The organism is Pseudooceanicola profundus (genome assembly GCF_054919315.1).
In genome coordinates this window covers 492,224-516,166 of the sequence record NZ_CM142898.1, presented here as the reverse complement: position 1 = coordinate 516,166, position 23,943 = coordinate 492,224, and the positions used below count along the sequence as shown (strand labels likewise).

At 66.9% G+C, this 23,943-nt stretch carries 20 protein-coding genes; 7 read left to right on the top strand and 13 right to left on the bottom strand.

The window, feature by feature from the left end:
* Positions 1–16: 16 nt before the first annotated feature.
* The 6 genes from ACX9MO_RS02315 to ACX9MO_RS02290 form a co-directional block, all read right to left on the bottom strand.
* On the bottom strand, positions 17–958 hold the full coding sequence (locus ACX9MO_RS02315) for an ABC transporter permease (RefSeq protein WP_462213401.1): 942 nt from the start codon (positions 956–958) through the stop codon (positions 17–19).
* 6 nt (positions 959–964) lie between these two features.
* Positions 965–2,554 carry an ABC transporter substrate-binding protein gene (locus tag ACX9MO_RS02310; protein WP_462213400.1) on the bottom strand — a complete coding sequence of 530 codons (1,590 nt, stop codon included), beginning with the start codon at positions 2,552–2,554 and terminating at the stop codon, positions 965–967.
* Positions 2,555–2,872: 318 nt separating this feature from the next.
* The gene (locus ACX9MO_RS02305) at positions 2,873–4,156 is read right to left on the bottom strand and encodes an ArgE/DapE family deacylase (RefSeq protein ID WP_222492577.1); all 1,284 of its coding nucleotides are present in this window, start codon (positions 4,154–4,156) and stop codon (positions 2,873–2,875) included.
* 248 nt (positions 4,157–4,404) lie between these two features.
* Complete coding sequence (locus ACX9MO_RS02300; protein WP_462213399.1) at positions 4,405–5,757, bottom strand: aspartate aminotransferase family protein; 1,353 nt, start codon at positions 5,755–5,757, stop codon at positions 4,405–4,407.
* 24 nt (positions 5,758–5,781) lie between these two features.
* The gene (locus tag ACX9MO_RS02295; RefSeq protein WP_462213398.1) at positions 5,782–6,843 is read right to left on the bottom strand and encodes a phosphotransferase; all 1,062 of its coding nucleotides are present in this window, start codon (positions 6,841–6,843) and stop codon (positions 5,782–5,784) included.
* Positions 6,844–6,902: 59 nt separating this feature from the next.
* Positions 6,903–8,039, bottom strand: a complete 1,137-nt coding sequence (locus ACX9MO_RS02290; RefSeq protein ID WP_462213397.1) for a M20/M25/M40 family metallo-hydrolase — start codon at positions 8,037–8,039, stop codon at positions 6,903–6,905.
* A 370-nt stretch (positions 8,040–8,409) separates the two neighbouring features.
* Between ACX9MO_RS02290 and ACX9MO_RS02285 the strand changes: the two genes are divergently transcribed.
* Together ACX9MO_RS02285 and ACX9MO_RS02280 are read left to right on the top strand one after the other, a co-directional pair.
* A complete protein-coding gene (locus tag ACX9MO_RS02285) occupies positions 8,410–9,885 on the top strand; it encodes an amidase (RefSeq protein WP_462213396.1) in 1,476 nt (491 codons plus the stop codon).
* Positions 9,886–9,990: 105 nt separating this feature from the next.
* Entirely contained in the window at positions 9,991–10,170 is a 180-nt protein-coding gene (locus ACX9MO_RS02280; protein ID WP_462213395.1) for a CTP synthetase, read from the top strand.
* A 4-nt stretch (positions 10,171–10,174) separates the two neighbouring features.
* Here the strand turns inward: ACX9MO_RS02280 and ACX9MO_RS02275 are convergent, their stop codons facing one another.
* A complete protein-coding gene (locus tag ACX9MO_RS02275) occupies positions 10,175–10,933 on the bottom strand; it encodes an alpha/beta fold hydrolase (RefSeq protein ID WP_462213394.1) in 759 nt (252 codons plus the stop codon).
* A gap of 162 nt (positions 10,934–11,095) precedes the next feature.
* On the opposite strand from ACX9MO_RS02275, the gene ACX9MO_RS02270 reads away from it, so the two are divergent.
* Positions 11,096–11,470 (top strand): hypothetical protein, encoded by a 375-nt coding sequence (locus ACX9MO_RS02270; RefSeq protein WP_462213393.1) that lies wholly within the window; start codon positions 11,096–11,098, stop codon positions 11,468–11,470.
* Here ACX9MO_RS02270 and ACX9MO_RS02265 read toward each other — a convergent pair.
* Positions 11,409–12,302: a DUF817 domain-containing protein gene (locus ACX9MO_RS02265; RefSeq protein WP_462213392.1), complete on the bottom strand. Its 894-nt coding sequence runs from the start codon at positions 12,300–12,302 to the stop codon at positions 11,409–11,411. The genes ACX9MO_RS02270 and ACX9MO_RS02265 overlap by 62 nt on opposite strands.
* A gap of 37 nt (positions 12,303–12,339) precedes the next feature.
* Complete coding sequence (gene glyA, locus ACX9MO_RS02260; protein ID WP_222492592.1) at positions 12,340–13,623, bottom strand: serine hydroxymethyltransferase; 1,284 nt, start codon at positions 13,621–13,623, stop codon at positions 12,340–12,342.
* Between the two features lie 174 nt (positions 13,624–13,797).
* Here glyA and ACX9MO_RS02255 point away from each other — a divergent pair, with 174 nt between their 5' ends.
* The 3 genes from ACX9MO_RS02255 to ACX9MO_RS02245 all read left to right on the top strand — a co-directional run bounded on the left by ACX9MO_RS02255 (position 13,798) and on the right by ACX9MO_RS02245 (position 15,328).
* Positions 13,798–14,559: an NAD kinase gene (locus tag ACX9MO_RS02255; RefSeq protein ID WP_222492594.1), complete on the top strand. Its 762-nt coding sequence runs from the start codon at positions 13,798–13,800 to the stop codon at positions 14,557–14,559.
* Positions 14,556–15,035, top strand: coding sequence for a GNAT family N-acetyltransferase (locus ACX9MO_RS02250; RefSeq protein WP_462213391.1), 480 nt, complete (start codon positions 14,556–14,558; stop codon positions 15,033–15,035). The genes ACX9MO_RS02255 and ACX9MO_RS02250 overlap by 4 nt, the downstream gene beginning before the upstream one ends.
* Before the next feature lie 95 nt (positions 15,036–15,130).
* The gene (locus tag ACX9MO_RS02245) at positions 15,131–15,328 is read left to right on the top strand and encodes a CsbD family protein (protein WP_222492598.1); all 198 of its coding nucleotides are present in this window, start codon (positions 15,131–15,133) and stop codon (positions 15,326–15,328) included.
* Positions 15,329–15,879: 551 nt separating this feature from the next.
* Here the strand turns inward: ACX9MO_RS02245 and prpE are convergent.
* From prpE to ACX9MO_RS02225, 4 genes are all read right to left on the bottom strand, one after another.
* On the bottom strand, positions 15,880–17,790 hold the full coding sequence (gene prpE, locus ACX9MO_RS02240) for a propionate-CoA ligase PrpE (protein ID WP_462213390.1): 1,911 nt from the start codon (positions 17,788–17,790) through the stop codon (positions 15,880–15,882).
* Positions 17,791–17,990: 200 nt separating this feature from the next.
* The gene (locus ACX9MO_RS02235; protein WP_462213389.1) at positions 17,991–18,761 is read right to left on the bottom strand and encodes a bestrophin-like domain; all 771 of its coding nucleotides are present in this window, start codon (positions 18,759–18,761) and stop codon (positions 17,991–17,993) included.
* Between the two features lie 237 nt (positions 18,762–18,998).
* Positions 18,999–20,393 (bottom strand): 30S ribosomal protein S6--L-glutamate ligase, encoded by a 1,395-nt coding sequence (rimK, locus tag ACX9MO_RS02230; protein ID WP_462213388.1) that lies wholly within the window; start codon positions 20,391–20,393, stop codon positions 18,999–19,001.
* A gap of 579 nt (positions 20,394–20,972) precedes the next feature.
* Positions 20,973–23,264 carry an NADP-dependent malic enzyme gene (locus ACX9MO_RS02225; RefSeq protein ID WP_222492606.1) on the bottom strand — a complete coding sequence of 764 codons (2,292 nt, stop codon included), beginning with the start codon at positions 23,262–23,264 and terminating at the stop codon, positions 20,973–20,975.
* 286 nt (positions 23,265–23,550) lie between these two features.
* On the opposite strand from ACX9MO_RS02225, the gene ACX9MO_RS02220 reads away from it, so the two are divergent.
* Complete coding sequence (locus tag ACX9MO_RS02220) at positions 23,551–23,943, top strand: cytidine deaminase (protein ID WP_462213387.1); 393 nt, start codon at positions 23,551–23,553, stop codon at positions 23,941–23,943.

The following is a 23,943-nucleotide window of genomic DNA, read 5'->3' as shown; positions in this document are numbered from 1 at the left end:
CCGGCAAGCCGCCAGGTCAGTAGCGGATCCGCGGATCGAAGAGCCCGTAGAGCAGGTCGACCGACAGGTTGATGAAGACGTAGATCGTCGAGAAGAGCAGGATCACGGCCTGGATGACGGTGTAATCCCGGGCCAGCACCGCCTCGAGCACGAGACGGCCGAGGCCGGGGATGTTGAACACCGACTCGGTCACCACCACGCCGGAGATCAGCATGGCGATGGAAACACCGATGATCGTGACGATCGGCACGGCGGCATTGCGCAGCGCGTGTTCGGTCATCACCCCGCGTTCCGTCTGGCCCTTGGCCCGAGCGGTGCGGATGTAATCCTCGCCCATCACCTCGATCACGTTGGTCCGCACGATGCGGGCGATCAGGGCGATATAGGGGAAGCTCAGCGCGATGGAGGGGAGAACCAGCCGCGAGGCGAATTCTCCGAACCCGTCCGCCAAGGGCTTGTAGCCCTGCACGGGGAACCATCCCAGCTTGCGCGCGAAGATTAGGATCATGACGTAGCCGATGATGAACACCGGCACCGAGAAGCCGACAACCGACCCGGCCATGACCAGCCGGTCCAGCCACTTGCCCTGCTGCCAGGCCGCGATGACCCCCAGCGGCAGCGCGACGGCCACCGCCAGGATGATCGTGGTGGTGCTGAGCGCCAGAGTCGGCCACAGCCGGTCCATGACAAGCTCGGTCACCGGCTTGCCGGACACCAGCGAGGTGCCGAAGTCACCCCGGCCGATGTCGCCCAGCCAGATCACCAGCTGTTCGAGCAGGGGGCGGTTCAGCCCCATGCTCTCGCGCAGATCGGCAAGCTGTTCGGAGGTTGCGTTGGGGCCGGCGATCATGACCGCCGGGTCACCGGGCGAGAGGCGCAGGACCATGAAGACGATGACCGCCACCATGAACAGCACCGGCACCGCCGAGAGGACCCGTTTGACAACGAAGCTCAGCATACTTGATCACTCGGCCTTTTCGACGTTCCAGAACACCGGCGCCTCGGATTCCACGAGACCGGTCAGCTTGGACGAATAGGCGTTCACGTTGAAGAGTTCGCCCATCGGGACCATGACGCCGTTGTCGATGACCAGTTCGTCGATCTTCTTGGCGTATTCGATCTGCTGATCCACGTCGGCGGTCTGTGCGATCGCCATGCGGAGCTCCTCGATCTCGGGCACGTCGGGCCAGCCGAACCAGGCCGAATCGCCGCCGGCCGCGACGCCGATGAAGCCGATCGGGTTGGCCACGTCGGGCAGCACGTTGGTGGTGGAGAACATGTTCCAGCCGCCGTCGGCCAGCGTCGCCTTGGAGGCGCGGCGGGCAACGACCGAGGCCCAGTCCATCGAGACCATGTCGACGGTGAAGCCTGCGTCGCGCAGCTGTGCCGCGATGACCGGGCCCTGCGGGTTCAGCGTGGCGAGGTCGGTGGCGTGCATCAGCAGGATCGGGGTGCCGTCATAGCCCACTTCGTCGAGGATCGCCTTGGCCTCTTCGGGGTGCGCATTCATGATGTCATCGGCGCGGTAGTCGTAGTTGTAGATCGAGCCGCAGCCGAAGACCGCTGCACAGGCCTGCGAGTAGTCCGACCCGGCCCCGACCTGCGCGTCCAGCATGGGCTGCTGGCCAAGCGCGAGCAGCACGGCTTCGCGGTACTTCGGATTGTCGAAGGGCGGCAGGGTGTGGTTCATCCGCACGAGGTTCTGCGAACCCTGCTTCTTCACCTGACGGGTGCTGATGTCGGGGTTGCCCTCGATCACCGGCAGCAGGTCATGCGGGGTCTGCTCGAGGAAGTCGATCTCGCCGGACATCAGCGCGTTGAGCGAGGTCATCGGGTCGGGCATCGTGGTCCAGACCACTTCGTCGACCTTCACGACCTTGGCGCCGGCCATGCCGTCGGAGGGCTCGTCACGGGGCACGTATTCCTCGAACTTGGCGAAGGTGGCCGAGACGCCGGGACGATAGTCTTCCTCGACGAACTTGAAGGGGCCGGACCCGATGGTCGAGGTGATCGGCTCGCTCACGGGGGTGGCCGCGACCGAGGCGGGCATGATGAAGGGGGCGAGGCCCGAAGGTTTGGACAGGGCGATCAGCGCGATGCCGGTGGGCTCGCCGAAGGTCATGGTCCAGGTCTTGTCGTCGACGGCGACCATTTCGGTCATCAGCGAGGCCATCACCTGGCCGGTCTTGTCGACCTTGCTCCAGCGGGTGACCGAGGCGACGACGTCTTCCGCGGTGACGGGCGCGCCATCGTGGAAGGTCAGGCCGTCGCGCAGGGTGAAGGTGTAGGTCTTGCCGTCCTCGGAGACTTCCCAGCTGGCCATCTGGGGCTGCGGGGTGCCTGCGCTGTCGAGCGCCAGCGGCGTGTCGTAGATCATGTAACCGAAGTTACGCAGGATGTAGGCGGTGCTGATGACCGGGTCCACGGCGCGCAGCGGTGCGTGCATCACGGCGGTGATGGTCTGCGCCTGAACGGCGGCGCCGGACACGGTGCCAAGCGCGAGCGCCAGCATCGTCGGCTTCAGCAGGTTGCTGCAGAAACTTTTGGTGAGCATTTCAGTCTCCCTGACAGACTTATGGGGATTATTATTCGACGATTGTCGTCAATCATCATTCCCGAGGATAGGACCGAAGTTTTTTGCGAGGCAACGATGAACCCGAGGTCGGTCCGAGATTCCTGTCATAAGACTGTCGTGCAAATGCAGAAAAGTAATTAATCCATTAAAATCATATGCGTGGCATGTTGCGAATTTGCCGATTTTCTGTGCATTCTGCGCTGCGGCGTAATGTGCGGCCGCCTTGCCGCGGGCCCAAACGCAAAGGCCCGGCCACACGGGGTGGCCGGGGGCGCAGCGCCTTGACCTGAGTGCAGGTCAGATGTCTTCGGTGCCGCACCACTCGGCAATGAAGAGCGCCATGGACTGGGTCGTCTGGCGCAGGGATTCGAGGTTCACGCATTCATCGAACCCATGGGAGAGCTTGCCCTCGGGCCCGTAGTTCAGCACCGGGATCTTGTTGTAGAGCGCATAGACCCGCGCATCGATGTAGGCGGGGGTTGTGAAGCTTTCGAGCTTGGTGCCGAAGGTCGCCTCGTGGGCGCGGCCCAGCGTTTCCTCGGCCTCGGAGCCGGGGGCAAGGACGAAGCCTTCGGAGTTGAAGCCGTTTTGGGTGAAGGTCGGCAGGTTCTGGGCGAGGAACGGGTCCTGCTTGGCGAAGGCGAGGGCGTGGTCCGTGATCTCCTTCAGCTTGTCCTGCGCCTTCTGGCCCGGGTAGATGGACACCCGCACCTGGAACTTGCACCACGCCGGCACGGAGGAGCCCCAGTCGCCGCCCTCGATCTTGCCGATGTTGAGGTTGATCGGGTGGTCCAGATCGGCGAACTCCGGGTGCTGGTCCTTCTCGGCGTTCCACTTCTCCTCGACCTCGCGCAGGGCGCCCATCAGGCGGTAGGCGCTGTCGATGGCGTTGTTGCCGGTGCCCATGACGCTGACATGGGTCGGGAAGCCGCGCACCAGCACCTCGAACCAGAGCACGCCGACGGCGCAGCGCGCCAGTTGCATGCCCGAGGGCTCGGGGATCATGGCCGCGTCGGCGGTATAGCCGCGCAGGAAGCATTGCAGCGCGCCGTTGCCGGTCGATTCCTCCTCGACCACCGATTGCAGGTGGACGGTAGCCGCCGGTTGCAGGCCGATCCGCTTCAGCGCCTCCAGCGCATAGACGTTGGCCGAAGCGCCGGCCTTCATGTCGCCTGCACCGCGGCCGTACATCCAGCCGTCGACGATCTCGGCCGCGTAGGGGTCATGTTCCCACATCTCGCGCGGGCCCACCGGCACCACGTCGAGGTGATGCTGAAGGATTAGCGAATGGCCTGTGGCCTGCTTCGGGTGATGGGTGCCCACCACGATCGGCGCCCGCGAGTGGGTGGCGGAGAAGGGCGCGCCGCCCTCGTGGGCGGTCAGCGCGGCCTCGTCCATGGCGAAGCGGTCCATCGTCATGCCGCGCGCGGCGAAGTCCTTGTAGATGAACTCCTGCAGGGGCACTTCCTCGCCACGCTGCGAGGCGAAGGAGACCAGCGTCTTGAGGTAGGCGGTCTGCTCCTCGAAGCCATCGTCCACGGATTTCAGGATTTTCTCTTTGAGGTCTGCGCTGAGGGGCATCGCGGTTCTTCCAGTCTGATGGTGTCGGTACAGGTCGTGAAACGGGGTCATGGAACGGGTCGTGGCGGGGCGCCGGCCCGCTGTTGGCGGCGCTGTGATGATTGTCGTCAATCCAAGCCGGGTCTGCCGCGGCGTCAATGGGCCACGTTGGCCTGCGCACGTTTTACGCGATCACCCGTCGGGCTGCGCCACTTTGGCGGGCACTGGCGGGCACTGGCAGGCATCGGCGGGCTGTCGTGCGACCGGGCTCAGCCGTAGACGTGGGACAGCACCTCCTCCGAGGCGGAGAGCAGCCATGCGACATCCTCCTCGGTGAAGACCACGGGCGGGCGGATCTTCAGCACGTTGGCATCGGGCCCGGTGGCCGAGATCAGTACGCGCTTCTCGCGCAGGCCGTTCACGATCCGCGTGGCGGCGTCGGCATCGGGGATCTTGTTGTCCCGGTCCGTGACCAGCTCGACCCCGATGTAGAGCCCCGCGCCGCGCACGTCGCCGATACCCTCGAAGCGTTCGGCCAGCCGGTTGAAGCCGTCCTGGATTTCCTGCCCGCGCAGGCGGGCGTTGTCCTGAAGGTTCTCCTCTCGGATCACGTCAAACACTGCCTGTGCCGCCGCCATGGCCACGCCGTTGCCGCCGAAGGTGTTGAAATAGCGCGTGTCCTTGCCGAACTTCTCGACGATCTCGGGCACCAGCGCGATGCCCGCCACCGGGTAGCCGTTGCCCATGGGCTTGCCCATCGAGACGATGTCCGGGTCGATCCCGTGGCGCTGGAAACCCCACATGGCATCGCCCGACCGACCAAAGCCCGACTGCACCTCGTCCGCCACGAAGAGCCCGCCTGCGGCATGGACCGCCTCGGCCACCGGCTTGAGCACCTCGGGCGTGGCGTAGATCCCGTCGGAGGAGAACAGGCTGTCGGCGATGAAGGCGGCCAGACCGTTGCCGTTGCGCTTGAGGTGCCATGCCTGTTCCGCGACCTCTTCGGCCATCCGCTGGCCCAGCGTCGCCGGGTCCTCGCGGTAGCTGTCGGGCGCGGAGACGGTGCGCACCCATGTCCCCAGCGGCGAGGAGGTGCCGAGCGAGGCAGAGAAGCCCGCCGTCAGGTCGGAGTTCCCGTGGTAGGCCTCGCGGGTGATGATGATCCCCTGGTGGCCGGTGTAGTGCTTGGCGATCCGCATGGCGAGGTCGTTGGCCTCGGAGCCGGTGCAGGTGAACATCATGTGCCCGCCCGCCGCGATCCGCCCGCCGAAGGTCGGCAGCATCGCCTCGGCGTAGTCGAGGATGCCTTCCTGGATATAGCGCGTGTGGGTGCAGAGCGTGGACATCTGCCTGTGCACGGCCTCCACCACCTTGGGGTGGCAATGCCCGACGGAAACCACGTTGTTGTAGGCGTCGAGGTATTCGCGCCCCTCGCTGTCGAAGAGCCGGGTGCCACGGCCTTCGCGCACCTCCACCGGGTCCTGGTAGAACAGGCGGTAGGCGGGGCCCAGCAGGCGGGTGCGCCGCTCGACGGCGGCCCGGCGCAGCGGGTCGAGATGGTCGAGGCTGTTCGGGTCGAAGGCGTTCACCATCTTGCCGCGGGTGGAGATCGAAGAGGTCATCTGGGGGCCTTTCGGAAGGGCTGCTCAGGCCAGCAGCGCAGAGATGTCGTCGGGATCGCGGGCGAGGAACCAGTCGAGCTGGGCCCAGCCCTGTTCCGTGTTGCGCAGGATGTAGGTCTCGTTGTCGGGGAATTCGCGGGCGCGCCACAGGGTGATCAGTGCGCGGGCAATGACCCGGCCCATGACGAGGTGCGGCAGCAGGGCGCGTTCCTCATCGGTCAGCGGGGCGACCTCCAGATAGCCGTGGAGCACCGCCCTGGGCGCGGCCAGCAGGTCCTCCACCGGGTTCTCGGCGGCGTCACGGGGCAGCTGGTTCAGAAGCGCGGTGGAAAGGTCGATGGCAATCGCCGTCTCCACCGTGTCGCCAAAGTCGATGATCCCCACGAGGTTCGCGGGGCCTGAGCGGTCCACCAGAAGGTTGGAGCGGCTGAAATCGTTGTGCACCACTTGCCGGGGCAGGGCGTCGATCCGCGGGAAGAGGTCCATGTAGCGGGCGTATCCGGCCTCCAGCATGGCCTTCTGGCCCGGGTCCTTCACATCCGCCAGCAGGGTGCCGAGGCCGGGCAGCTGTCGCACGTCCCAGGCCACGACCCGTTGCGCGCCGGGATGCGCGAACCCCGCCATCGCCAGCCGCAGCCGTGCGCACATCCGCCCGATCACCGGCAGTTCCTCCTCCAGCGGCGCGATCGTGTCGAGGAGCGTGCCTTCGAGGAAGCTCATCAGCCGCACCCGCCGCACCGCCCCCGTCCGGTCGAGGATCACCGGCTGGTCGTTCCCGGCGCGGTCCGCGAAGATGCGCGGCACCGGCAGGCCGGGGTCCGTCCGCTCGATATGGCGCAGCACCTTGATCTGAAGGTCCAGCTCCTCGGCGCTCTCGCCCGGGTTGGCGATCTTCAGGACATAGGCGCCCGTGGGCGTGCGCAGCCGGAAGGTGTCGTCCTTCTCGGTGGCAAAGCGTTTCAGCTCGCCCTCCAGCCCGTAGAGGTCGCGGGCGACCTCGGCGGCCTCCTCGGCGGTCATCGGCGTGAAGGGGGTGGACAGTGCGCCAATGTCGATCTCGGCACCCTGCATCTGGGTCGGTGTCATTCGGCCTCCGGGAGGTCTTGTCGGGCGGCCCGGTGCGGGCCGCCGGTCTGTACGTAGTCTCAGGCTTCGAGCGTCATGAAGAGCCCGGCCAGAAGGCGGGTGCGGGGCACGATGCTGGAGATTTCGATATGCTCTTCCAGCGTGTGCAGGCCCGCCCCGGAGACGCCGAGGGAGCAGAGCGAGGGAATGCGCATCGCACCCGAGAAGTTCGCATCCGACCCGCCGCCGGAGGAGACATAGGGCAGCTCCATCCCGATCTCGGCGGCCAGCCCCTTGGCGATCTCGTAGAGCGCCATGGTCTCGGGCTGCTCGTTCTCCCACACGGGGCGCACGACGGTGGTCTTCACGGTGAACTCCACCCCGTTGCGGGTGCCCGCAAGCGCCAGCATCGCGGCCTCGCCCGCGTCGAGGTCTTCCTGTTTCTTCGCCATGGACAGCACCTGCGCCCGGGCAAAGCTGGGCACGCAGTTCACCCATTGGCCCGAAGTGACGTCATTGCAGGAGAAGGTGCAATCCTCGGTGGTCATGGCCTCGATCTCGATGATCCGGTGCGCCAGTTCGCGCACCGCCGAGATGCCGCCCTTCACGTTGGCGCCCGCATGGCTGGGCTTGCCCGAGCAGGTGATCTCGAACCGGGCGATGGCATAGCGGCCGGTGGTGACGGCATTGTTCAGATGCGCGGGCTCGGGGCAGAGGAAATACTTGTTCTTGAGCGCCTCGCCCTCGATCAGCTCCCGCGTGGCGGGCGAGCCGATCTCTTCGTCGGGCGTGAAGAGGAAGGTGACGGGCAGGGGCGTTTCCAGCCCGGCGCGGGCGATCTGGCGCATGGCCTCCAGCGCGATGTAATTGCCGGATTTCATGTCCTGGATGCCGGGGCCATAGGCCTTGTCGCCCTCCACGCGGAACGGGTTCTTGGCCAACGTGCCGACGGGGTGCACCGTATCCATGTGGCCGGAGACGAGGATGCCGGGCTTGCCCTGATCCTTGTGGGGCATCTTGGCGCGCACCGAGGGGCCGCAGCCCATGCGACCGGGGATGATCTCGACCGAGGCGCCGATGGCGGCGCATTCGAAGGCCACGAGGTCCATCATCCGGGCGAGCGCCGCGGGATCGTAGGTGGGGCTCTCGCATTCGATCCAGGGCTTCAGCCCGGCGACGATCTGCTGCGCATCGAAGGGAAGATCGGGAAGGGTCATCGGGCGTCTCCGTGTGCGGACGTGGTGGACGGACAGGGGCGGGCGCAGAACCAGCATGCGCGCGCCCGGGCGGCGCGGGCGGCCCCCGGAAGGGGGCGGGAACTCCCCGCGTCAGCCTCGAAGAGACGGCAGTTTGACGATTGTCGTCAATCCTCAATCTTCACTTCGCCCCCGGTCTTTCGCGCCGATTCCGTGCTGGCGAAGCGATTGCCCTGCGATTAGGCAGAGCCTGCGGGGCTGCGAAAATCGCGGTGAGGAGCGAATTGACCATTGTCGACAATCGGCCTAGCGTTCGGGGGAAACCGCTCTTTCTGGCCGCTGTCCGTGGCTGATTTCAGGCGGTAACGTGCTGTATCATAAGGGATAATTCATGACGCTGACGATGAGCTGGGAAGAGTGGTTCAGTCACGATGGCATTGGTCTGGCCCAGAAGGTGAAGGCCGGCGAGGTCTCGGCGGAGGAACTGGCGGCGCAGGTCGCGGCGGGAATCAGCGGCGTCAACGAGGAGATCTGCGGCGTGGTCGAGGTCTTCGACGACGCGGTGGCCGATGCCTCGGTCAACGGCGCGGACCCGGAGGGCGTCTTTGCCGGGCTGCCCTTCCTGCTCAAGGATCTCGGCCCCACGCTGGGCGGGCGCCTGCAGGAGCAGGGCTCCTTCTTCATGCAGGGCAACCGGCCGGCCAGCGACAGCTTCCTCGTCACCAAGATGAAGGCCGCGGGCCTCAACATCGTCGGACGCACCACCACGCCCGAGTTCGGCTGCTGCTCCTCGGCCGAGAACCCGGCGATGTATGTCACCCGCAACCCGTGGGACACCGGTTACACCAGCTGCGGCTCCTCCGCGGGCTCTGCCGTCATGGTGGGCGCGGGCGTGCTGCCGATTGCGCATGGCACGGACGGGGGCGGCTCTATCCGCATTCCGGCGGGCACCTGCGGCGCGATCGGGCTGAAATCCTCGCGCGGGACCTTCTCGATCTCGCCCTATTCCTCGGACTTCGCCTCCGTCGTCTCGACCCAGGGCTGCATCAGCCGCTCGGTCCGCGATACGGCGGCCTTCGTCGATGCCTGCCGGGGCGGCGCGCCGGGCGAGTTCATGCCCTACTGGCACCCCGACACGCCCTTCCTGAAGCAGGTCGAACAGGACCCGAAGCCGCTGCGTATCGCCGTTTCGCACGAATGGGGGCCCTACAGCGCCACGCCCCATATCGCGGCGGAGCTGGAGCGCGTCGCGGCCTTCCTCGCCACGCTGGGGCACCACGTGGAGTGGGTCACGCCCAAGGTCGACTTCGAAAAGGCCTATGCCGCGCAGACCACCTGCTACATCACGAACTTCGCCCAGACGGTGAACCGGATGCTGCGCGCCCGCGGCCTCGACACGCCGCCCGCCGACCTGATCGAGCCGATGAACATCCGCATCTGGGAGCAGGGCATCAACGCGGGCTACACCGAACGCGCCGACATGGAGCTGGCCTTCAACGAGACCTCGCGCGCCTTCGGGGCCTTCTACGAGGACTGGGACATCATCCTGACGCCCACCACCGCCCGCGAGACGCCCCCCATCGGCACCACCGAATACCTGACCATCACCGAGAACCCCTCGGCGCTGGACTGGTTCGGCAACCTCTGGGGCTTCTTCGCCTATACGCCGCTGAACAACCTCTGCGGCACGCCCGGCCTGTCAATGCCGTTGGCGAAACACGCCAATGGCCTGCCGCTCGGCATTCAGGCGCAGGCGGCACAGGGCAATGACGGGCTGCTGCTGCAACTGGCGGCACAGGTCGAACGCGCGATCGAGGGCAAGTGGTGCATGGGCGACCGGCCCGCGGTCCATGTGACCAACCTGTGAGCCGTGCAGCCCGGCGTCCCCAGAGGCGCCGGGCTGACACAGATCAAGGAAGTCGCATTCCGGAAACGTTATGTGTTCGGGGACCCCGTGACCGGAGACCCGACGATGATGCGCCTTGCCCCGATCCTCTTCTCTCTCATCTCGACCACACTGGCCGGGACGGCGGTGATTGTCGTCCTCGTGGCGGGATATGACACGCTGGTGCCGATCCTCGCCGCCGCCGCGACAGGCGCCGTGCTGGCCCTGCCGGTGACGTGGGTCGTGGCGAAGAAGATGGTGGAGTAGGGGCTCAGGCCCGCAGGAAGGCGCCCACGGTCTGCTCGAACTCGCGCGGCTTCTCGGCGTGGAGCCAGTGGCCCGCACCGGGGATCTTGGCGAAGCGCGCCTTGGGGAAGAGCGCCTTGATCCGGTCCCGGTACTCGGGCTTCACGTAGGAGCTTTCCGCCCCCGACAGGAAGAGCGTCGGCCCGCCGAAGGGGCTGCCCACCTCGGGGAAGCCGATGATCCTGGGCATCTCGCGCTCCAGCACATCGAGGTTCAGCCGCCAGCGTTTCTCCGGCACGTCGAGCGACTGCGTGAAGAAGGCGGGCAGGGTGGCGTCGTCCAGCACCTCGGCCAGTTGCGCCATCGCGTCCGAGCGCCGCTCGACCTTCGACAGGTCGACCGCGCGCATGGCCTCGATGTTCTGGTTCTGGTCATGGCTGTAGGCCACGGGCGCCACATCCGCGATCACCAGCCGGTTCACCAGTTCGGGCCGGGTCAGGGCCAGCACCATGGCGGCCTTGCCGCCCATGGAATGGCCCAGCACATCGGCGCGGCCCGGGCCCTGTTCGATCACCTCGGCGATGTCGGCAGCCATGCTTTCGTAGTCATGTTCGTCGAACCACGGCGAAGACCCGTGGTTGCGCTGATCCACCGCGATCACCTGCCGGTCCTCCGACAGGCGCTTGGCAATCACGCCCCAGTTCCGGCCAGAGCCGAAGAGGCCGTGGACGATGACGAGGGTGGGGTTCTCGGTGGGCTCACCGTGGAGGATCGTGTTCAGCATGGCTCTTGCATAGCGCAGCGGCCGACGCACCGCCAGAGGGCCCGTGCATGGCTGGAAGGGGGGGGCTGGGGCCGTGGGGTGTGGGCCTTGACGGCGGCCTGGTGGGAGGCCTTGTAGCGGGGGCGTCGCGGGTCTAACCTGGCCGGGCAGAAGGAGCGACAAGTGATTGACACCAATGCGTTTCACACCCGCAAGGCGCGTGTGCTGAAGCTGTTCCACACGCAGTTGTCGGTGCAGGCCGAGGATCTGGCCCCCGCGCTGCACAAGGCGGGGCGCCGCCTGCCGCGCTATGCCCGCAAGGCGGGGGCGGAACTTGTCGCGGCGGAGGGTCTGATGGGCAATCCCAAGCTTGCGGTGCAGATCGACCCGGCGGGCGTCGACAAGGCCTTTGGCCGGCTCACCCGCGCACTGGAGGCGATCGACCCCAAGGACCGCCGCATCGGCATGATCCTCGAGGTGCTCGGCTCCGTCGCGTTCAATCTGCTGCTGTTTCTGGCGATCTGTCTTGTCGTGGCCCGCTGGCGCGGCTGGCTCTGACCAGCGGATCGCGCAGCAGCATGTCGCGGTAGACCAGCGTCACCGTCACGAAGGCGACGTAGATCAGCAGGTACCACGACCCCATCGTGCCCAGCCGGACCCGGTCCCACGGGCTCTGGCCGTGGTAGAGCCACGTGCCGGTGAAGGTGCCGATGTTCTCGGCGATCCAGAGGCCGAAGGCGGTGGCCAGCGCCGCCAGCGGTAGGCGGATCGTCACCTCGCCCGAGCCCCCCAGCCGCATGTGCACCCGCGTCCGCCAGAACAGCAGCACGGTGCCCGCGAAGAGCACGACCCGTGCGTCCGGCAGGAAGTGGTGGCTGTAGAAGTTCACGTAGATCGCCGTGGCCAGCAGGACCGTGGTCCAGAACGGCGGGTAGGGGGCAAAGCGGATGTCGAAGAGCCGGATCGCCCGCGCCATGTAGCTGCCGACAGAGGCATACATGAACCCGGTGAAGAGCGGCACCATCCCTATCTTGAGATAGCCCGCCTCGGGGTAGGCCCATGAGCCCGCGCTTGTCTTGAAAAGCTCCATCACCGTGCCGGTGATGTGGAAGATCAGGATGACCAGCGCCTCGTGCTTGGACTCGAGCTTGAGCGCCAGCATCAGCCCCTGCATGGCCACCGCGAAGACCACCAGCGCGTCATAGCGCCAGATCGGCCAGTCGGCCTGCCAGATCGCCTTGGAGAGGATGATCGCCGCGAGGATCGACAGGCCGAAGAGACAGGCCCAGAGCTGCTTCACGACGAAAAGAACCCAGACCCCGAGGGATCCGGGCAGGCGGGCCGAAAGCCATGCTTCGGCCCGGGCTTCGATGGGAAGATCCCGTGTCATATCAAGGGGGCGGGGGCCGGTGGCCCCCGCCTGCACCTTACATGTCGGGGTAGAGCGGGAAGCGGGCGCAGAGGGCTGCGACTTCGCCACGGACTTTGGCCTCGACCTCGTCGTTGCCCTCTTCACCGTTGGCGGCCAGCCCGTCGACCACTTCGACGATCCAGTCCGCGATCTGGCGGAACTCGGCCTCGCCGAAGCCGCGGGTGGTGCCGGCCGGGGCACCCAGACGGATGCCGGAGGTCACGAAGGGCTTCTCTGGGTCGAAGGGCACACCGTTCTTGTTGCAGGTGATGTGCGCACGGCCCAGGGCGGCCTCCGCCGCCTTGCCGGTCACGCCCTTGGGACGCAGGTCGGCGAGGCAGAGGTGGTTGTCGGTGCCGCCGGAGACGACGTTGATCCCGCCCTTCATCAGCTGGTCTGCCATGGCTTTCGCGTTGGCGACGACCTGAACCGCGTAGTCCTGGAACTCGGGCTTGAGCGCCTCACCGAAGGCCACGGCCTTGGCGGCGATGACATGCATCAGCGGGCCGCCCTGCAGGCCGGGGAACACGGCCGAGTTGATCTTCTTGGCGATGTCCGGGTCGTTGCACAGGATCATGCCGCCACGGGGGCCGCGCAGCGACTTGTGGGTGGTGGTGGTCACGACATGGGCGTGGGGGATCGGCGAGGGGTGCACGCCACCGGCCACGAGGCCCGCGATGTGGGCCATGTCGACCATCAGGTACGCGCCCACTTCATCGGCGATGGCGCGGAACTCGGCCCAGTCCCAGACGCGGGAGTAGGCGGTGCCGCCGGCGACGATCAGCTTGGGCTTGTGCTCGCGCGCGCTCTCGCGGATCGCATCCATGTCGAGCATCTCGTCCTGCTGGCGCACGCCGTAGGAGACGACGTTGAACCACTTGCCAGACATGTTGACCGGCGACCCGTGGGTCAGGTGACCGCCCGAGTTCAGGTCGAGGCCCATGAAGGTGTCGCCCGGCTGGAGCAGCGCGAGGAAGACGGCCTGGTTCATCTGGCTGCCGGAGTTCGGCTGCACGTTGGCGAACTTGCAGTTGAACAGCTCTTTCGCGCGCTCGATGGCCAGCGTCTCGGCCACGTCCACGTACTGGCAGCCACCGTAGTAGCGCTTGCCCGGGTAGCCTTCGGCGTACTTGTTGGTCAGGACCGAGCCCTGCGCTTCCAGAACCGCGGCGGAAACGATGTTTTCCGAGGCGATCAGTTCGATCTCGTCCCGCTGGCGACCCAGCTCTTTGCGGATGGCGCCGAAGATCTCGGGATCACGCTCTTCCAGCGGGGTGGTGAAGAAGCCTGCGTCTTTCATGTCTGCATCTCCGAATGGCAGTCGGGGCGTAAGGATGGGCGCGGTTTACCGAAAAGCGGTCGCAACGGAAAGGGGCGAAAACGGCACAGCGCGCCCGCAAAGCGGCCATGACTGGTCATTCGCGGCGTCCTGTGCTTCTAAATGACGGAAAGACCTGAAGAAGAGTGGGACGGGATGAGCCTGAAGATCGCCTTCGCCGCCAGCCGCGGGCCGCTTGCGCGCTCGGCGCGTGCCGCGCTCGTGGCGCGCTACGGAGATGTGCCCGAATCCGAGGCCGACGTGATCGTGGCCCTTGGCGGCGATGGCTTCATGCTGGCCACGCTGCACCGCACCCAGTCTCTGGGGGCGCCGGTCTATGGCATGAACCGGGGCACCGTCGGCTTCCTGATGAACGCCTATCACGAGGACGCGCTGATCGACCGGCTGGGCCGCGCCGAGGAGGCGCTGGTGAACCCGCTGGCCATGACCGCGACGCGGGCCGACGGCAAGGAGCACCGGGCGCTGGCGATCAACGAGGTCTCGCTGCTGCGGCAGGGGCCGCAGGCGGCAAAGCTGCGCATCCATGTGGACGGCAAGATGCGGATGGAAGAGCTGGTCTGCGACGGGGCGCTGCTTTCCACCCCCGCGGGCTCCACGGCGTACAACTACTCCGCCCACGGGCCGATCCTGCCGATCGGCTCGGACGTGCTGGCCCTGACGGCGATCGCACCGTTCCGGCCCCGCCGCTGGCGCGGGGCGCTGCTGCCCAAGCGGGCCCATGTCACCTTCGAGGTGCTGGAGCACGAGAAGCGCCCGGTCATGGCCGATGCCGACAGCCGCTCGGTCCGCAACGTGGTGCGGGTCGAGATCCATTCCGACCCCACGGTCACCCACCGCATCCTCTTCGATCCCGGCCACGGGCTGGAGGAGCGCCTGATCAGCGAGCAGTTCCTGTGAGCGTCATCCTGAGGGGTCTGGCCCCCGGCGACATGGGCTGGGTCATCGACCGCCAGTCCGCGATCTATGCCGCAGACTACGGCTGGAACGGCGAGTACGAGGCGCTGGTCCTGCGCATTCTGGCGGATTTCGCGGAAACGCTGGAGCCTGCGCGCGAGCGCGGCTGGATCGCCGAGGTCGAGGGGCAGCGCGCGGGCGCGGTTTTCTGCATGGCCGGGGCCGAGGGCGTGGCCAAACTGCGCCTGCTGCATGTCGAGAGCTTTGCCCGCGGCAAGGGGGTGGGCGGTGCGCTCGTGGACGCCTGCATCGCCTTCGCGAAGGATGCGGGCTACCGCGAGATGGAACTCTGGACGCAGGACTGCCTGACCGGCGCGCGGCGCATCTACGGCGCCCGCGGGTTCGTGCTTCAGGAGGTCTCGCCGCATCATTCCTTCGGCGTGGACCTCGTCGGCGAGATGTGGCGCCGCCCGCTCTGAACGCCACTTTTACGGGAACCGGGGCCGGGGCTGCGCCGTTGTTCACCCGAGCCGGCAAGGACGCTGGCAGAGCAATCGACAAAGGAGACCCTGTGATGAATTGGGACCGTATCGAAGGCAACTGGAAGCAGCTCAAAGGCAACGCTCTGGAGAACTGGGGCAAGCTGACGAACGACGACATGGACGTGGTGGACGGCAAGCGCGATCAGCTCGTCGGCAAGCTGCAGGAACGCTATGGCATCGCCAAGGACGAGGCGGAACGCCAGGTGGACGATTTCGCCGGCCGCTACTGAGCGACGGTGACAGGATCGGAACGGGGCGGCCAGCAGGCCGCCCTTTTCTTTTGGGGGGAAGGGTCTGTTGGGAGAGGGGCGGGGCTTTGTGTCGTGATCTTGCAAGGCTCTGAGGAATGCCGGGTGGGCCTCAAACTGCGGTGAATGACAGCTGGTCCATCAAGGGGAAGTCCTCCTGACACGCCGTGCCCTCGACATGTCCCACCCGGCCGTGAGGCTGGGCAGCGCGGACCCGCCTCCCGTCGCCATTGGCGCTCGAACCAATGGCGCACCAATGGCGACCGGCGCTATTGCGCCACCCCGCGGGACGGCGCTGCCCTAATCGAAGGCCGGATAGGGGAACTATCAGCGGGAGCGCTGAATCTCGTTAAGACCAATTCGAGCGAGTAGCCCGTGCCTCGCGGGCTTGCTACGACCAAAAGAAGGTATTGCCCCCGCCAAAACAGCCTTACTCCCCCGAAAACGAAACAGGGCGCCCGATCCAGCCGGGCGCCCCGCATTCTCCTAACGCGACCCGTCAGGTGCGTGCCGCGTATCGGTCACGCCACCCGTCAGGCGTGTGCCGGTTCACCCCCGGCATAGCCGAGCGTCCGCAGCGCCTCGCGGATTTCATCGAGGATCGCCGGATCGTCGATCGTCGCGGGCAGCTTGAAGTCTTCGCCATCCGCGATCTTGACCATGGTGGCCCGCAGGATCTTGCCCGACCGTGTCTTGGGCAGGCGGTCCACCACGACGGCCAGCTTGAAGGCCGCCACCGGGCCGATCTGGTCACGTACCAGCTTGACCACTTCCTTCACCACGTCGCCATGGGGCTTGTTGCAGCCCGCGTTCAGACACAGGAAGCCGAGCGGCATCTGCCCCTTCAGCGTATCCGCCACGCCGATCACCGCGCATTCCGCCACATCCGGATGGGAGGCCAGAACCTCCTCCATCGCGCCGGTGGACAGCCGGTGGCCCGCCACGTTGATCACGTCATCGGTGCGCGCCATGATGTAGAGGTAGCCGTCCTCGTCGATCATCCCGGCATCCCCGGTCTCGTAGTAGCCCGGGAAATGCTCGAGGTAGCTTTTCTTGAACCGCGCCTCGGCGTTCCAGAGCGTCGGCAGCGTGCCCGGCGGCAGCGGCAGCTTGATGGCGATGGCGCCCAGCTGGCCGGGGGCGACCGGGTGGCCGGCCTCGTCCAGAACCTGCACGTCGTAGCCCGGCATCGGCACGGAAGGAGAGCCCACCTTCACCGGCAACGGCTCGATCCCCATGGGGTTGGCCGCGATGGCCCAGCCGGTCTCGGTCTGCCACCAGTGGTCGATCACCGGCACGCCCAGCTGGTCCTGCGCCCAGAGGATCGTGTCCGGATCGGCGCGTTCGCCCGCGAGGTAGACCTGTTCGAGGCAGGAGAGGTCGTATTTCCTGACGAACTCGCCCTTGGGGTCCTCGCGCTTCACCGCGCGGAAGGCGGTGGGGGCGGTGAAGAAGCTCTTCACCTTGTAGTCCGAGATCACGCGCCAGAAGGTGCCCGCATCCGGAGTGCCGACGGGCTTGCCCTCGAAGACGATGGTGGAACAGCCCGCCAGCAGCGGCCCGTAGCAGATGTAGCTGTGGCCCACGACCCAGCCCACGTCCGAGGCGGCCCAGAAGCTGTCGCCCTGGCCCACGTTGTAGATGTTCTTCATCGTCCAGTTCAGCGCCACGATATGGCCCGCCGTGTGGCGCACCACGCCCTTGGGCTGGCCGGTCGTGCCGGAGGTATAGAGGATATAGGCCGGGTGGTTGCCCTCGACGGGCACGCAGTCTGCGGGTTCAACCCCGTACTGGAAGGAGTGCCAGCCGTAGTCGCGGCCCTCCACGATCTCGGCTACTTCCTGCTCGCGCTGGAAGATCACGCAGAAGTCGGGCTGGTGGGTGGATTGCTCCAGCGCGCCGTCCAGCAGGGGCTTGTAGTGCACCACGCGGCCCGGCTCGATCCCGCAGGAGGCGGCGATGATGCACTTGGGCTTGGCATCGTCGATGCGCACCGCCAGCTCATGGGCGGCAAAGCCCCCAAAGACGACAGAATGCACGGCCCCAAGTCGGGCGCAGGCCAGCATCGCCTCCAGCGCCTCGGGCACCATGGGCATGTAGATGATGACGCGGTCGCCCTTGCCGATGCCCTTGGCGCGCAGCGCACCGGCCAGCGTGGCAACGCGGTTGCGCAGGGCGGAATAGGTGATTTTCTGGGTGACGCCGGTCACGGGGCTGTCGTGGATGATGGCCACCTGCGGGCCGCGGCCGGCCTCGACGTGGCGGTCCACGGCGTTGTAGCAGGCATTCACCATCCCGTCCGAGAACCATTCGTAAAGCGGCGCGGCCTCGTCGAACAGCGCCTTGGTCGGCTTCTGGTACCAGCTGATCCCCTCGGCGGCCTCCATCCAGAATTTCTCCGGGTCGGCCTTCCAGCTGTCATAGACGTCAGCGTAGGTCGTCATCGCGGTCCTCCTCCATCCCACGTGAACACGAAACACTCTATCACACCTTGTTAGGCGCGGGGTTTCGCACCGCGCAAGTGGCCAGACTGCGCCCTTCTGCCGCCCTTCGGCGCTAACATCGAGATTTGTGCAGGGTGTTTACAGGTCTGAAAAGGCACGGTTAATAAATTTACGGCTTCCCTGCGTCACGGTGCCGCTGCTCAGCGGGTGCCATGGTGGCCGATCTCGGTCTCCAGAAGCCGGGTGAAGGGCGCGGGATCCATCGCCCCGGGACCGCCGAAGGGATCGGAGAAGGCAAAGATCACGTACATCACCAGCCCGGTGAAGCCGCCATAGATGCTCAGCAGCACGAGGTGCAGCCGGGTGGGGGCGAAGATGAAGTAGGGGATCGTCACCAGCACCACGCCCGCAAGCGCCGCGAACCAGAAGAGCGGGCTGATCCCGTGCAGCGCCGTGGCCTCGCGTTCCTGTCGCAGGGCGGCCATGGTCTGGGCCTTGCTCAGCATGTGATCACGCAGGGCGCTCTCGCGCGGCGTGTCGGGCGGCAGGTCCAGCAGGCGGCCATAGATGTCGTCCCAGATCCGCCAGCCCTCGCCGGTGAGGCGCTGCGTCTCGCCGAGGGCGGCCCACTCGGGCCCGCTCACCACCTGCAGGTAGTCCGACAGCGCCGCCTGCACCGGCGCCACGTCCTCCCCGCCGTAGCGGCGCATTTCATTGTAGATGTCGGCCACGGCGGTCGCCTCCTGCAGGACGACGCGCTGCAACTCGTTGTAGTCCAGAAGCTCCTGCGCGAAGACGAGGGCGAGGATCAGCCCGTGCAGGGCCGAGACCCGGAAGATCACCGAGGAGGCCAAGGCCTCCGTGTCGCTGCCGAAGGTCTTGCCCACCAGCGCCCGCGTCGCGAAATAGACGCTCCAGGCGATGAGGATGGTGCCCGCCACGAAAAGCAGGGCAATGCCGGTTGCCGCCATCTGTCACCTTTTCGAAATGCGGGGCGTCACGCGCCCCTTGTCTTGCAAATAGGGGGCAGGGCCCCCGGCCATGAAATCGGGCCGGGGTGATGATGGGCTGGCTCTGGCCGCGCTGTAAATATCTATCTTGTGTAATGTGTTCCGGCCTGGGCGGGCGTCCGGTCCGGTCCGGGCAGGCGCGGGCACAAAACAAAACACCCGCCGGCGCGCGGCGGGTGTCCTGTCCGATGTCTGGGCTCAGCCCCTGCGCGGCGCCGCCCGGCCGCGGCGCGGGGCCTTGGGCGCCACCTTGCCCTCGATATGCTGGATGATCAGCCCGGCGATGTCCTTCTTCGACACGCCCTCGATCCCCTCCAGCCCGGGGGAGGAGTTCACCTCCAGCACCTTCGGCCCATCCTCGCCGCGCAGCAGGTCCACGCCCGCCGCGTCCAGCTTCATCGCGCGCGCCGCACGCTGCGCGGTGTCGCGCTCTTCCTTGCTGATGCGCACGTATTCCGCCGTGCCGCCCTGATGCAGGTTCGACCGGAACTCGTCCGGCTGGCCCCGGCGGCGCATGGCGGCCACGACCTTGCCGCCCACCACGAGGCAGCGGATGTCCTCGCCCGCGGCTTCCTTCACGAAGTTCTGCACGAGGAAATCCGCCTTCAGCCCCTGGAAGGCCGAGATCACGCTCTCCGCCGCCTTCCGGGTCTCGGCCAGCACGACGCCCTTGCCCTGGGTGCTCTCCAGCAGCTTCAGCACCAGCGGCGCGCCCCCGACGAGGGAGATTACGTTGCCCGAATCCTTCGGGCTGCGGGCGAAGGCGGTGGTCGGCGTGCCGATCCTGTGCCGCGCCAGCACCTGGTGGGCGTGGAGCTTGTCACGCGAGACAGTGATCCCCTCGGAGCCCGCGAGGCAGTAGGTGCCCATCGATTCGAACTGCCGCACCACCGCGGTGCCGTAATTGGTGATCGAGGCCCCGATGCGCGGGATCACCGCGTCGTAGTGGGGCAGGCGGCGCCCGTCGTAATGCACCTCGCCGCCCACGGCGCGGATGTTCATGTAGCACCGTGTGGTGTCGATCACCTCCATCGTGTGACCGCGCGCCTCTGCCGCCTCGATCAGGCGGCGGGTGGAGTAGTTGCGCGGCTCCCGGGTCAGCACCGCCATGCGCAGCGCCCGGCGGTGCTGCCGGTGGCGCGGCATGTCACGGTACTCGCCGAAGGAGAGCTCCGGCTGGCAGAAGCTCTGGGTCGGGGTCACCACCATGTCCTCGGCCAGGGCCGAGCGCCCCAGCAGCATCCGGTAGGCCATCGAGCCCCGGTCCGTCAGGGTCACCTCGATGGGCCAGCTGCGTCCGCCCATGGCGACCTCGGTCTCGATCACGAAGCGCAGCTCGGTCTCGCCGTTGGAGGAGGTCACCTCGCGCCGGTCCTTCAGGGGCGCGGAACAGATGATTTCCAGCGCCGGATCATGGGGATCGGGGTGGATGGCGAACCGCACCATGGGCTTCTCCGCCGGGCCGAAGGGCTCGATGGCAAAGGCATGCAGAGCCGAGGTGCGGGCGCCGGTGTCCACCTTGGCATGGATCGCCGGCAGGCCGAGGCCGGGCAGGGCCAGCCATTCTTCCCATCCGAGCGTGAATTGCGACATGTCATTTCCTTTCGCGCCTCTCTCGCGGGCGCTCTTCTGCACGGCTCTATCCGGGCAGTGTGACAGGTGCACATAGGGGGGCGCGTCCCCCTGTGCAATCGGGGATTTTCCGGCCCGGCCGCCCCTTGCTCAGGCGGCGAGCACGCAGGGGCCAAATGGCTCTGAGGGGCCACCGGCACCGGGAGGGGCAACAGGGGGCGGCCGCACGACAGACGCCGGCAAGACCGCCGGGCCCTGGGCCGCGATGCCCCGGTGCGCGCCGGTCGAGGCGGCTTTTGCCGCCACGCAGGCCAGCGCAGGACACCACACGCAAGGACGCCTGGAAAGGGTGCGGGCTGATCTTTTGTGAAGACGGGGGCAGCCCCGGCCTCCTTGGCGGTGCGACAGGCGGATACGTGTCCTATCCCGGCGCGCCCAAGAATTTTAAGGAAAATTCTTGCGAAAAGTCTTGTTCAAGACTTTTCACCGCCCCCCGGCAAGGGAACGGTGATCTCTGACGGGATCGCCTCCCGCCGCCACACTGCCCGGAATTTTCAAAAAAATTCCGGAGCGTTTTCTGCGCAGAAAACGGCGAGGGCCTCAGCCGTAATGCGCCACCGGCGTGCCGGCGATGGCCGACACGTTGAGCAGCCCGCGCGAGGTGATGGCGTTGGTCACGATATGGGCGCGGTTGCCCATGCCCATGAGGATCGGGCCGACTTCGAGGCCGCCGCCCTTCATCTTCAGGATGTTGCGCACGCCCGAGGCGGCATCGGCCTGGGCAAAGACCAGCACGTTGGCCGCGCCCTTCATCCGGTTGCCGGGCAGGACGGTCTCGCGCAGGGCGGCGTCCAGCGCCGTGTCCACGTTCATCTCGCCCTCGTAGCAGAAGTCCCGGGCCTCGGCGTCGAGGATCTCGATCGCGCCGCGCAGGCGGCGGGCGGTGTCGGTGTCCTGGTTGCCGAACTGCGACCGGCCGCAGAGCGCGATGTTCGGCGTGATCCCGAAGCGCTTCACGTGCCGCGCGGCCCCGATCACCACCTCGGCCAGCTCGGCGGAACTGGGCACGGCATGGACATGGGTGTCAGCGAGGAAGAGCGGCCCGTCCTCGAGAATCATCAGCGAGAGGGCGCCCACCGGGTGCAGGTCGCCGCCCGCTTTCTGGGTGCCGAGGATCTCGTTCACGTATTTCAGGTGCCAGCGATACTCGCCGAAGGTGCCGCAGATCAGGCTGTCGGCTTCCTCACGGTGCACCATGACCGCGCCGATGGCGGTGGTGTTGGTGCGCATGATCGCCTTGGCGAGGTCCGGCGTCACGCCGCGCCGCGCCATGATCTCGTGGTAGGTGCCCCAGTAGTCGCGGTAGCGCGGGTCGTTCTCGGGGTTCACCACGTGGAAGTCGCGGCCGGGGCGGATCTTGAGGCCGGCGCGCTCACAGCGGGCCTCCAGCACCTCGGGACGGCCGATGAGGATCGGCTGCTCGGTGGTTTCCTCCAGCATCGCCTGCGCGGCGCGCAGCACGCGTTCGTCCTCGCCCTCGGCAAAGACGATCCGCCGCGAGGTGGAGGAGGCGGCCTCGAAGACCGGGCGCATCAGCAGCGCCGACTTGAAGACCGAGGAGTTCAGCTTGGCCTTGTAGGCCGCGATGTCTTCCAGCGGGCGCGTGGCCACGCCGCTTTCCATCGCCGCCTTGGCCACGGCGACCGAGACGATGCCCGACAGCCGCGGGTCGAAGGGCTTGGGGATCAGATAATCCGCGCCGAAGGTCAGCTGTTCGCCCTGGTAGGCCGCCGCCGCCTCGGCCGAGGTGGTCTCGCGGGCCAGCTGGGCGATGCCCTCGATGCAGGCGATCTGCATGGCGTCGTTGATCTCGGTCGCGCCCACGTCCAGCGCGCCCCGGAAGATGAAGGGGAAGCAGAGGACGTTGTTCACCTGGTTCGGGAAGTCCGACCGCCCGGTGGCGATGATCGCATCGGGGGCCACTTCGCGGGCCATGTCGGGCATGATCTCGGGCGTGGGGTTGGCGAGCGCGAAGATGATCGGCCGCTTGGCCATCTTCGCCACCATCTCGGGCTTCAGCACATTGGGGCCGGAGAGGCCGAGAAACAGGTCCGCGCCGTCGATCACCTCGTCCAGCGTGCGCTTGTCGGAGGCCTGGGCATAGAAGGCCTTCTGCGGGTTCATGTCCTCTTCGCGGCCCTCGTAGACGAGGCCGTGAATGTCGCAGAGCCAGACATTCTCGCGTTTCACGCCCAGCTTGAGCAGCATGTTCAGGCAGGCGATGCCCGCCGCCCCGCCGCCGGTCGAGACGATCTTCACGTCCTCGAAATTCTTGCCCGCCACCCGCAGCGCGTTGGTCGCCGCGGCACCCACGACGATCGCGGTGCCGTGCTGGTCGTCATGGAAGACGGGGATGTTCATCCGCTCGCGGCACAGCTTCTCGACGATGAAGCAATCGGGGGCCTTGATGTCCTCGAGGTTCACCGCCCCGAAAGTGGGGGCGAGGGCGCAGACGATGTCGGCCAGTTTCTCGGGGTCGGTCTCGTCCACCTCGATATCGAAACAGTCGATGTTGGCGAACTTCTTGAAGAGGACCGCCTTGCCCTCCATCACCGGCTTGGAGGCCAGCGCGCCGATGTTGCCAAGCCCCAGAACGGCCGTCCCGTTCGAGATCACGGCGACGAGGTTGCCGCGCGCGGTGTAGCGCGAGGCATTGACCGCATCCTCCTTGATTTCAAGGCAGGCCTCGGCCACCCCCGGCGAATAGGCCAGCGACAGGTCGCGGCCGTTGGCCAGCGGCTTGGTCGCGCGTACCTCCAGCTTCCCGGGCTTGGGAAACTCGTGGTAATTCAGGGCCGCCTGGCGCAGGGTGTCGTTCGGGCCGGTGGACATGGTGCTCTCCCCTCGATCGGAATGGTTTAGCATTAAACCTTTTCTCCGGCGGGTGAAAGATGCCCTGCGCGCTGCAGGGCAGCATCCGCCGCCGGGTGCCGGTTTCCGCCGCCCGGGACGGGACGTGTCGGGACGTATCGGGGCAGGGCTGCCGGTTTCTCCGCCATATCCAGCCCGTGTTTACGTTCGGTGACAGGGCGCGGGTCCGCCCGTGCCGGGGTTTCACGCTTGCATTGGCGCGGCACCGGCGGAAGGATGGACTCCCATTCCCTGACGGAGCAGTCCGATGGACCTGAAAGAGGCCGCCGCCAAGGTGCGTGAAAACGCCTATGTTCCCTATTCCAAGTTCAAGGTCGGCGCGGCGCTGCGCGGGGCCTCGGGTACGATCTATGTCGGCTGCAACGTCGAGAACGTGGCCTACCCGGAGGGCACCTGCGCCGAGGCGGGTGCCATCGCCGCCATGGTCGCCGCCGGCGAGACCGAGTTCACCGAGGCGCTGGTCATCGCCGACAGCCCCACGCCGGTGCCGCCCTGCGGCGGCTGCCGCCAGAAGCTGGTGGAATTCGGCAAGGCCGAGGTCAAGCTGACCATGTGCACCACCGACGGCGCCGAGACGGTCATGACACTGGCCGAGGTGCTGCCCGGCCGCTTCGACGCCTCGCACATGGAGCGGACCTGA

Coding starts and splice junctions, on each gene's coding strand:
- ACX9MO_RS02310 (WP_462213400.1), bottom strand. CDS start 2,554: ATGCTCACCAAAAGTTTCTGCAGCAACCTGCTGAAGCCGACGATGCTG.
- ACX9MO_RS02280 (WP_462213395.1), top strand. CDS start 9,991: ATGATGCGCCTTGCCCCGATCCTCTTCTCTCTCATCTCGACCACACTG.
- ACX9MO_RS02255 (WP_222492594.1), top strand. CDS start 13,798: ATGAGCCTGAAGATCGCCTTCGCCGCCAGCCGCGGGCCGCTTGCGCGC.
- ACX9MO_RS02290 (WP_462213397.1), bottom strand. CDS start 8,039: ATGACCCTTCCCGATCTTCCCTTCGATGCGCAGCAGATCGTCGCCGGG.
- ACX9MO_RS02275 (WP_462213394.1), bottom strand. CDS start 10,933: ATGCTGAACACGATCCTCCACGGTGAGCCCACCGAGAACCCCACCCTC.
- ACX9MO_RS02220 (WP_462213387.1), top strand. CDS start 23,551: ATGGACCTGAAAGAGGCCGCCGCCAAGGTGCGTGAAAACGCCTATGTT.
- ACX9MO_RS02315 (WP_462213401.1), bottom strand. CDS start 958: ATGCTGAGCTTCGTTGTCAAACGGGTCCTCTCGGCGGTGCCGGTGCTG.
- prpE (WP_462213390.1), bottom strand. CDS start 17,790: ATGACGACCTACGCTGACGTCTATGACAGCTGGAAGGCCGACCCGGAG.
- ACX9MO_RS02225 (WP_222492606.1), bottom strand. CDS start 23,264: ATGTCCACCGGCCCGAACGACACCCTGCGCCAGGCGGCCCTGAATTAC.
- rimK (WP_462213388.1), bottom strand. CDS start 20,393: ATGTCGCAATTCACGCTCGGATGGGAAGAATGGCTGGCCCTGCCCGGC.
- ACX9MO_RS02305 (WP_222492577.1), bottom strand. CDS start 4,156: ATGCCCCTCAGCGCAGACCTCAAAGAGAAAATCCTGAAATCCGTGGAC.
- ACX9MO_RS02265 (WP_462213392.1), bottom strand. CDS start 12,302: ATGACACGGGATCTTCCCATCGAAGCCCGGGCCGAAGCATGGCTTTCG.
- ACX9MO_RS02245 (WP_222492598.1), top strand. CDS start 15,131: ATGAATTGGGACCGTATCGAAGGCAACTGGAAGCAGCTCAAAGGCAAC.
- ACX9MO_RS02235 (WP_462213389.1), bottom strand. CDS start 18,761: ATGGCGGCAACCGGCATTGCCCTGCTTTTCGTGGCGGGCACCATCCTC.
- ACX9MO_RS02295 (WP_462213398.1), bottom strand. CDS start 6,843: ATGACACCGACCCAGATGCAGGGTGCCGAGATCGACATTGGCGCACTG.
- ACX9MO_RS02285 (WP_462213396.1), top strand. CDS start 8,410: ATGACGCTGACGATGAGCTGGGAAGAGTGGTTCAGTCACGATGGCATT.
- glyA (WP_222492592.1), bottom strand. CDS start 13,623: ATGAAAGACGCAGGCTTCTTCACCACCCCGCTGGAAGAGCGTGATCCC.
- ACX9MO_RS02300 (WP_462213399.1), bottom strand. CDS start 5,757: ATGACCTCTTCGATCTCCACCCGCGGCAAGATGGTGAACGCCTTCGAC.